Consider the following 9,369-nt stretch of genomic DNA (forward strand, 5'->3'; position numbering starts at 1 on the left):
ATGGACAACGAACCTGTGGCGATCATCGGTTTGGCGTTGGTGCTGCCCGGCGCGCACGATCTGGCCGCGTTGCACGAGAACCTGCGCGCCGGCCGGGTCGCCGTGGCGCCCCCGGGCGCCGACCGGGTCCGGTTCGCCGGCGGCGACCCGGGCACCGCGTACGCCTCCGGCGCCTACCTGGACCGTATCGACCTCTTCGACCACGCGTTCTTCGGACTCGCGCGCCGGGAAGCGGAGCTGATGGACCCGCATCAGCGGCTCACCCTGCACCTGGTCCACCGGGCCGTCGAGAACGCCTGCCACGCGCCCGGGGAGTTGCGAGGCTCCCGCACCGCAGTGGTCCTCAGCGCCCCCGACCCCGGGTACGCGCAACTGGTACCCGATGACGACCCGCAACGGATCCTCGGCACGCTGCCGTCGGCGACCGCCGCCCGTGTCGCCTACCTCCTCGACCTGGCCGGCCCCGGCCTGGTCGTGGACACCGCGTGCAGCGGCAGCCTGGCCGCCGTGGCCCTCGCCGTGCAGCAGCTGCGCGCGGGTCAGGCCGAGCTGGCGATCGCCGGCGGAGTGAGCCTGCAGACCGTACTGCGTCCCCGCAGCGGCCACGACCCGCTGCCGGGAATCGAATCACCCGACGCGGTGTGCCGCCCCTTCGACACCGCCGCGAACGGCACGGTCGGCGGCGAGGGCGGCGGGATCCTCGTCCTCAAGCCGCTGTCCCGCGCCGTCGCGGACCGGGACCACATCCACGCCGTGCTGCGCGGTGTCGCCGTCAACCACAACGGCTACCGCGCGACCGGCATGAGCGCACCGAGCCGGGATGCCCAGGCCGAGGTGATCGGCGCGGCGTGGCAGGATGCGGGCGTCCCCGTCACCACCGCCGGATACGTCGAATGCCACGGGTCGGGAACGCCGCTGGGCGACGCGGTCGAGGCGGCCGGACTGCGCCGGGTGCTGGAGGAGGCGGGCGCGGCGGGGGAACCGCTGCCGATCGGCGCGGTCAAGGGAAACGTGGGCCATCTCGACCACGCGGCGGGCATGGCGGGCCTGTTCAAAGTCCTCGCGGGCCTGCGCCACACCACGCTCTACCCGACCCCCCACTTCACCGAGCCGCATCCCTTGCTCGGGGCGGGCAGCCCGCTGTGCGTCAACGACACGGTCCGGCACTGGCCCGAGCGCCGAGAGGGCGAGCCGCGCCGCGCGGGGATCAGCTCGTTCGGCCTGACCGGGACCAATGTGCACGTGGTCGTGGAGGAAGCACGGCCAGGGCAGGAACCGGGGGCAGCGGCGGGAGAGCGGCCCGCCGCGGCGGCCGGAGTCGAGTCCGGGGTACGGGCCGGTGCGTCGGCCGGGGGACCGGGGGCCTGTCAGCTCGTCGTCGTCTCCGCTGTCACCCCCGCGGCGCTCGACCGCTGCCTCGCGCAGGTGGGCGACTTCGCCGCGCGCACCCCGCATGCGCTCGCCGAGGTGGCCCATGCCCTCAACCGCGGCCGGGACCATCACCGCCATCGCGTCGGCGTGGTCGCCCGTGACACCGCGGAGCTGGCCGATGCCCTGCGCACGGCGACGGTGCCGACGGAACCGTCCCCCACCGCGCCACCGCTCGTCCTGCTCTGCTCCGGAGACGCCTCCGTCGCCGGGCTCGACGAGGAGACATGGCGCCTGCTGAGCGCCGAGTTCCCCGTACTCACCGAGGGCGACACCGCGGGGGCGGCCCGGGCGGAGGGCGTGACGCTGCTGGTCCGCCAGTACGGCCTGAACCGGCTCGCCCACTCGCTCGGACTCGACACCGGCCGACTCGTCGGCTCCGGTCCCGGGAACCTCGCCGTCCAGGTCGCCCGCGGGCGACTGTCGCCGGGCGCGGCGCGTGAGCAGGCGGCGGCCATGACGCTCACCGACCGGGTCGACGAGGAGGGACTGCTGCGCGCGGTACGGGGCTTCGCCCAGCAGGGTGCCGTTCTCGTCGAACTGGGTGGTGACGGTGTACTGTCCCGGCGTGTCCGGGAGCTGGCGCCGGAGCTGCCCGTCGTACCGCTGCCCACCGACGACGGCCGCCGCGGCGTACTGCGCGCACTCGGCCGACTGTACGAACTCGGCGTCGCCGTCGACTGGAACCGCGCCTACGACGGTACGGCCGTCGGACGCGTCGAGGTGCCCACGTATCCGTTCGAGCCGGTCTCCTGCTGGTACGGAACGCAGCCGGACCCGGTGCGGGAGCCGGACCCGGAAGTGTCCGCGGCACCCGCCGGACAGGACACCGAACGAGCCGTGGCGGAGATCTGGCACCGTGTTCTCGACGCGCCCGGTATCGGCCCCGACGCCAACTACTTCGACCTCGGCGGCACCTCCATCGCGGGCATCACACTGCTCCGCGAGGCGCAGGCGCGCTTCGGCGCACGGATCACCTTTGCCGACCTCTACCGCAATCCCACGGTCCGGCAGCTCGCCGCCCTCATCGACCGGAAGCGGCGTTCCGCCCAGCCGGGCGAGGCGGCCCCGGCGCAGGCGGACGGGCCCGGCTGGACCATTACGGCGGCCCCCCGCAGAGACCGCGCCCCCCTCTCCCACAACCAGGAACAGCTCTGGTACCTGGACCGACTGCTCCCGCCCGGCCCCCTCTACAACATCCCCGGACGGCTGCGCTACCGCGGGCAGCTGGACGCCGACGCCCTGGGTGCCGCGCTGCACGACGTGACGACGCGTCACGAGGTGCTGCGCACCAGGGTCCTGACCGAGGACGGCCTGCCCTGCGCGACCTTCGACGCGCCACTGCCCGACCTGATCCGTGTCGACCTCCGTGACCGGCTCCCGGCGGAGCGGGAGCGTGCCGTGCGCCGGCTCGCCGACGTCGAGGCCCGAACCCCGTTCCACCTGGGCACCGGACCGCTGCTGCGGACGACGTTGGTCGCCCTGGCCGAGGACGACCACGTGCTGCTGTGCACCTGGCATCACATCGTCTTCGACGGCTGGTCGCCCGCCGTGTTCTTCCGCGATCTCGCCGAGTACTACGCCGCGCACCGCGAGGGCAAGCCCGCCGAACTGCGCGCACTCCCCGTCCAGTACAGCGACTTCGCCGTCTGGCAACGCGAGCGCCTGGCCGGCGGGCACCTTGCGGCCGGGCTGCGGTTCTGGCGTGCGGAACTCGCCGACCTCCAGCCCGGGGAACTCCCGCTCGATCGCCCGCGCCCGCCCGTCCCTTCGTATGCCGGCGACCTGCTGGAGTTCAGCCTCGACCAGCGAAACGCCCGGCGGATACGGGAGTTCTGCCGGAGCGAAGGGGTGACCACGTTCGTCACCATGCTCGCCGCCGTCAACGCCCTGCTGCATCTGTGGGCCGGGCACCGGGATGTGATCGTCGGAGCCGCGACCAGCGGGCGCGGCAGCCCCGCCTCACACGCCCTTGTCGGCTACTTCAACAACGTACTGCCATTCCGCACACCGGTGGACGGCCACCGTACGTTCCGCGAACTGGTGCGGCGCACCGCGGACACCGTGACCGGCGTCCTGGACCACGAGGAAGTGCCGTTCGGAAGGATCGTCGCCGATCTGAACCCGGGGCGCGACCCGTCCCGGCACCCCCTGTACACGGTCTGCTACACCCACCAGAACACGGCACCGCACACCGCGGAGCTGACCGGACTCACCGTCGTGCCCGAGACCGGTTCCGTGGCCGGCATCGCCCCCGGCACCTCCAAGGTCGACCTCACTCTGGGCATCAGCGACGAGACGGACGGCCCCATGCCCGGCTATCTGGAGTACGCCGTCGACCTGTTCGACCGCACCACCATGGAGGAGCTCGCCGACCGCTTCCTGACACTGGTCGTCGCCGCCGTGGCGGACCCGGACCGGCCCCTGACCGAACTCGTCGGCCCGCGTGCCGTGTCCCCCGCACAGGAGCTGCCACGAGCTTCCCTCGTCACCGACGCCGTCAGACGGTTCGCCGCCCGGCATCCGCAGCGGCCCGCCGTCGTGCACGGCGGCACGGTCTGCGGCTACGGCGAACTCGACCGGCTCTCCGAGCGGCTCGCCGATCGGCTGAGGGCCGCGGGGGTCGGGCCGGACACCGTGGTGCCGGTCCTCGCACCCCGCGGCGTGGGACTGGTGGTGGGCTGGCTCGGCGTGCTCAAAGTGGGCGGGGCCTTCGCCCCGCTCGACCCGGCGGCACCGCTCTCCCGGCTCGCTGCTCTCCTCGCGGACCTCGACTGCCGCGTCCTCGTCGGCACGACCGACCTCACGGCACCACACGCGCAGGGCCGCACCGTCGTGACGCCGCTTCCCGCCGACCCGGCAACGGAGCGAGTGGACATCCCGGACGCCGACTCGGGAACCGACCGGGAAACCGACCCGAAGACCGGCCCGGAGACTGCCCCCGAGCCCGGCCCTGAGCCCGCCGCCGCAGCAACGCCGACCGCGGCCCCCCACACGGGCCAACTCGCCTATGTGGCCTTCACGTCCGGCTCCACCGGGGCGCCGCACGGCTGCGCCGTCGGGCACGGCGCGCTGGCGAACCTGCTGAGCTGGTTCGGGCGGCACACCGGGCTGCGCCCCGGTGACCGGATGGCCCAGGCCTTCGCCCCCGGCTTCGACGGCTCGGTCCTGGAGATCCTGGCCGCCCTCGCGCACGGCGTGTCCCTGCACCTGACGGAAGACACTCTGCAGACACCCGCCGCCCTGCTGCGCCAGTTCGCGGCCGAGGGGATCGCCGTCGCCTGCCTGCCCACACCGCTGGCCGAACTCGTCCTCGACGAAGCGCCGGACGTCCCGGGTCTCGCGCTGCGCGTGCTGGCCACGGGCGGTGACCGGCTGCGGGTCCGGCCGCCCGAGGGCGCGTCCTTCCGGCTCCTGAACATGTACGGGCCCACGGAATGCGCGGTGGTGGGCACCTGCGAGGAGGTGAAGCCGAACCCGGCCGGGACGCTGCCCGGCATCGGCGGTCCGATCACGGGCGCCGAGGTGTACGTCCTCGGCCCCGATCTCCAGCCGGTCCCGCCGGGCCGGGCGGGGGAACTGTACCTGGGCGGTGCCGCCGTCGGCCGTGGCTACCACGGCCTGCCCGGCCTGACCGCCACGCGGTTCGTGGTGGACCCCCGCTCCGCCGTGCCCGGTACCCGGATGTACCGCACCGGAGACGTGGTCCGGACACGTCCCGACGGCACCCTCGACTTCCTGGGGCGCGCCGACGATCAGGTGGAGATCCGCGGCCACCGGATCGAGCCGGCGGAGGTCGAGCGGGCGCTGCTCCAGCACCCTCGGGTGCAGGAGGCCGTCGTAGTGGCGCAGCGGCCCGCGAGCGGCGCGACGCGGCTGGTCGCGCATGTCGCCGGGGAGCCGCCGCCGACTGAGGCGGACCTGCTCGCCCGGCTCGCACGACGGCTGCCCGCCGTCATGGTCCCCGATCGGGTGGTCACCCACCGGCGGCTCCCCAGAACCGCCAACGGCAAGCTCGCCCGTGCCGCCCTGGCCGACGCCACGGCAGCCGCCCCGACGTCCGGCACGGACCGGCCCGGCGGCTACCCGACCACCCTCCCCGGCATGCCAGCCGACCCCGGCAGAGAGGCCGACATGGTCCCACCGACCCCGTCTTCACCCGACGCCAACGAAAACGCCGAGCGCATCCTCGCCCGGATCTGGACGGAACTGCTCGGCCGACCGGTCGGGCCCGAGGACGACTTCTTCGCCTCCGGCGGCGACTCGGTGCTCAGCGTCGCCGTCGCCTCCCGTGCCGAGCGCGCCGGACTCACGCTCACCCCGCACGACCTCCTGACCAGTCCGACACTGCGCGAACTCGCCGCCCGGGCAGCGAGCACCACGGCCGGCGCCGTACCTGATGCCACAACCGGTGGCGCACCCGGCGCGGACACACCTTTCGAGGCCACCCCGGCGGGGCCGATCGCGCTCACCCCTCTGATGCACGCGGTGCTGGAGAAGGCCCCGGACCACGGCCGCGACATGGTGGTGGCGGAGGTCCTGGAGACCGCCCCCGGTATCCGCGGCGACGCGGTGGCCGCCGCGCTGGCGCGGCTGGTGGAGCTGCACGAACCGCTCCGCTACCGGCTGAGGACCAACGCCCTCGGCCACCGCCTCGTCCGCACGGCCGCGGAGACGTCCACCGCCGTCGACATGAAGGCCCTGCCCCTGTTCGACGACCACGCCGTTGCGGCCGTCCTGGAGGCGGACAAGACCGAACTCGCCGCGGCCGTGGACCCCGTGCGGGGCACCCTGCTGCGCGCCCGCTTCTACGACCGCGGCCCGCGACGCACCGGCATCCTTCTGCTGGCCGTGCATCACTTCGCTTACGACCATGTCTCGGCGGTACCACTGCTGGAGGAGCTGAACTCCGCGCTGCGCGACCCCGAAGGCCCTGCGGCGCACGCTGCGGGCACCGGCGTACGACGACAGGCGTGGCGGCACTGGACCGCCCACCTGCGCCGGATGGCGCAGTCCGACGAACTGTCCGGCGAGAGCGGGTACTGGAGAGCCGTTCTTGAGAACGGCCGCGGCGCCGGAACCCTGCCGGACCGGCCGACCGGACCGTGCACCGGCACAGCCGTACTGCGCCGGACCCTGCCTTCGGACCAGGTGGCCGCCGCGCTCACCGTATCCGGACCGGGCGGCCAGGAGGCGGCTGCCGCCGCCGTGGCCAGCGCCTGGAGCCGGTGGCGCGGACAGCCGGACGCCCTGGTGCTGACCGTCGGCGCGGGCACCCCCAACGCCTACCGTCCGGACGACCGCTCCTCTGCCCTCGGCTGGTTCACCAGCGCCCATCCGGTGCTGCTGCCGGTCCGGCCGGAGCAGCACACCGCCGCCGCCGTGCCGACCGTCGCCGAGATCCTGCGCTCCGTGCCCAACGACGGCGTGGGCTACGGAATCTTGCGTCACCTGAGCCCGGACACACCCGCCACGTCCGCGCTGCGCGCCCTGCCGGAGCCCGAGATACTCGTCGAGCACACCGCGACCGGCGGTGACGAGCTTCGGCTGGCAACGGACCCCGTGTGGATCCGTTCCGGACCACTGGTCCTGGAGCAGAACGCACTCCTGTCGTATGTGCCCGTCGTGGTCACCAGCGCGATCGCCGAGGGCGCCCTGGAGATCCACCTCGTGCACGACGACCGGCTCGACACGGAGCGGATGGGTGCCCTGGCCGACTGTCTCGCCGACGCCTTCGCCGAACTCGCGGGGCAGCGCTGACATGGCCGCCCCGCTGGCCGTCCGCGCCGCCGCCTGGCACCTGCCGCAGCGGCACATCGACGTCGCCGCCCTCCCCGAACTGGCTGCCCTCGACCCGGCGCGACGCACGACCTGCCTCGCCCTGGGCATCGACCGGATCAGCGCCGACGACGGCCTCGACGAGGTGGACCTCGCGCTGGACGCCGCCCGGCAGGCGCTCGCCGAGTCAGGCGTGGCCGCCGGGGAACTCGGCGCGCTGGTGGTGATCGAGTCCCGCGCCCCACGGCAGCTGATGGCTTCCGACGCCACCCGGTTGCAGGACCTGCTCGGCGCCCACCGTGCCCTGACCTTCTCGGTAGGCGGTCTCGGCTGTGTGTCGATCACCCCGGCCCTGCTGACCGCCCGCGGCCTGCTGGCCGCCGACCACGATCTGGAGCATGTTCTCGTCGTGCACGGCAGCAAGCCCGCGACGCCGACCCGCTACCGGCACCCGGTGACCGTCAACGGCGACGCGGGCCAGGCGGTGCTGCTGGCCCGCACCGGCCCGGTCCGGGTCCTCGACGTCCTGCAGGAGACCAACGGCGCGTACTGGGACCTGTTCCATGTCCCGTTCCGGGACCGGCCCGTCGCCGAGTGGCGTGAGGAGTGCCGGGACACCACCATGTACTCCTTCCGCCTCGCCCTGGAGACCCGCGCCCGACTGGGAGTCATGCTGAGCCGGCTGCTGGACCGCAACGGCCTGCGCCGCGAGGACGTACGCGGATTCGCGAGCCAGAACCTCTCGGCCGCAGGCCTCGCATTCGTCGAGGAGGCGCTGGACGTGAGCATGCTGCCCGCCTGCCGCGACAACCTGCGCCGCTACGGGCACCTCGGGCCGGCCGACGTCCTGCTCAACCTCCACACCGCACTGCGCCGCGGGGAGGTGCCCGACGGCGGACCCGTCGTCCTGATCAACGTGAGCCCGGTAGCCGCCTGGAGCCTGCTCCTGGTCGCGACCGGAGAGGACCACGACCACACCTACCAGCTGTAGATTCCGGGAGACCTTCATGGCAACAGCGACCGAGGACGTCCTGGGCTTCTTCACCGATGCGTCGGGCAGTCCGGTCGGGCTCGACGACGACTACTTCGCCGACGGCCGCGCCAACTCGTTCTTCGCGTTCGAACTCGTCATCTTCGTCGAACACCGCTTCCAGCTGACCGTCGAGGCCGAGGACCTCGATGTCGGGAACTTCCGTACCGCCGCGGGTGTCCTCGCCTTCGTCCGTGGCAGGACAGGTGCCCCGGACCGCCTTTCGACGTCCGACGGGACGGCGCCCCGTGCCGCGCCACGCCTACTGCAACGGTGATTGCCTTGAGGATTGGCAGGCTGGTCGCTGGTCCGGTCTTGGACGGGGAGGTTGCTGACATCAGGGTGCGCGACGGTGATCTGGACTCTGTGCACGAGCGGTTCGTGACTCTCGCCGCTGGCGACCACGCCTGCCTCCTGGAGCGCCTCTACCGACACGGGTCGGGTACCGGCCCGCTCCAGGGCTCGCGGTCGGTCAGGACATGGGCCATGAGTAGCTCCTGCTCGGCGCCTGACGCTCTCGGGGCCCGTCGAGAGCGCAGGCCAGCCTGACGACGGTGACGACCCACCGCTCTGCGCAGCCCCCGTCCGCTGACGTTGCCGTCAACTACTGCCGTCAGACCGCGCTGAAGCCCCGCCAGGACATACCTGACGGGGTTTCAAATTCGCACCTGCGCGAGGGATCTATCGCCCCCAGGCGGACGCACGGAACCGCCGCACCTGAGAGGTGCTCGTCGACCACTCAGAGATGCGGTTTCCATCCTCGTCGACCGACGATCGAGCCTCTACGTACCGCCCCGGCTCCTGCGGGTTGAACCGTTCGTGGAGTTCGTCCAGGAAGATGATCGAGTTCTGCACGTAGACCTCTTCCCCGTCTCGATACATCGGCCAACAGGAGATGAAATTACTGGCCGCCGGATCGGTAATTGAGGCGATGAGGCAGGAGGTCGAATTCTCGGCCTCTTCTAGCTTCCTCAGCGCACCATCCCAGCTTCGGCGGTAGTCATCCACCGTCCAGAAACTCAGGTCCATCAGAAACGTCTCCGTGAACTCGCCGATCCTGATCCTGCCGACTGCCTTGGAGGGCAGCGAACTCGTACCCTCTGAGGTCGGGTAATCGATCACCTCGATCACGA

General features: G+C 72.6%; 4 protein-coding genes. 3 read left to right on the forward strand and 1 reads right to left on the reverse strand.

The window, feature by feature from the left end; all coding sequences use genetic code 11:
• Genes AB852_RS24955 through AB852_RS24965 form a run of 3 tightly spaced genes read left to right on the forward strand, consistent with a single transcriptional unit; the run spans position 1 to position 8,513 of the window.
• Positions 1-7,188, forward strand: a complete 7,188-nt coding sequence (locus AB852_RS24955; RefSeq protein ID WP_178391110.1) for a non-ribosomal peptide synthetase — start codon at positions 1-3, stop codon at positions 7,186-7,188.
• Position 7,189: 1 nt separating this feature from the next.
• Positions 7,190-8,197, forward strand: coding sequence for a 3-oxoacyl-[acyl-carrier-protein] synthase III C-terminal domain-containing protein (locus tag AB852_RS24960; protein ID WP_073792451.1), 1,008 nt, complete (start codon positions 7,190-7,192; stop codon positions 8,195-8,197).
• A 16-nt stretch (positions 8,198-8,213) separates the two neighbouring features.
• On the forward strand, positions 8,214-8,513 hold the full coding sequence (locus AB852_RS24965) for an acyl carrier protein (RefSeq protein WP_073792452.1): 300 nt from the start codon (positions 8,214-8,216) through the stop codon (positions 8,511-8,513).
• A 404-nt stretch (positions 8,514-8,917) separates the two neighbouring features.
• Here AB852_RS24965 and AB852_RS24975 read toward each other — a convergent pair whose 3' ends face one another.
• Positions 8,918-9,367, reverse strand: coding sequence for a hypothetical protein (locus AB852_RS24975; protein ID WP_245876905.1), 450 nt, complete (start codon positions 9,365-9,367; stop codon positions 8,918-8,920).
• Positions 9,368-9,369: the final 2 nt, after the last annotated feature.

It is taken from the genome of Streptomyces uncialis, from assembly GCF_001905345.1.
Classification (GTDB): domain Bacteria; phylum Actinomycetota; class Actinomycetes; order Streptomycetales; family Streptomycetaceae; genus Streptomyces; species Streptomyces uncialis.

What these genes read in the sequence shown, in the direction of transcription:
- AB852_RS24955 (WP_178391110.1), top strand. Translation starts at nt 1, where the DNA reads ATGGACAACGAACCTGTGGCGATCATCGGTTTGGCGTTGGTGCTGCCC.
- AB852_RS24960 (WP_073792451.1), top strand. Translation starts at nt 7,190, where the DNA reads ATGGCCGCCCCGCTGGCCGTCCGCGCCGCCGCCTGGCACCTGCCGCAG.
- AB852_RS24965 (WP_073792452.1), top strand. Translation starts at nt 8,214, where the DNA reads ATGGCAACAGCGACCGAGGACGTCCTGGGCTTCTTCACCGATGCGTCG.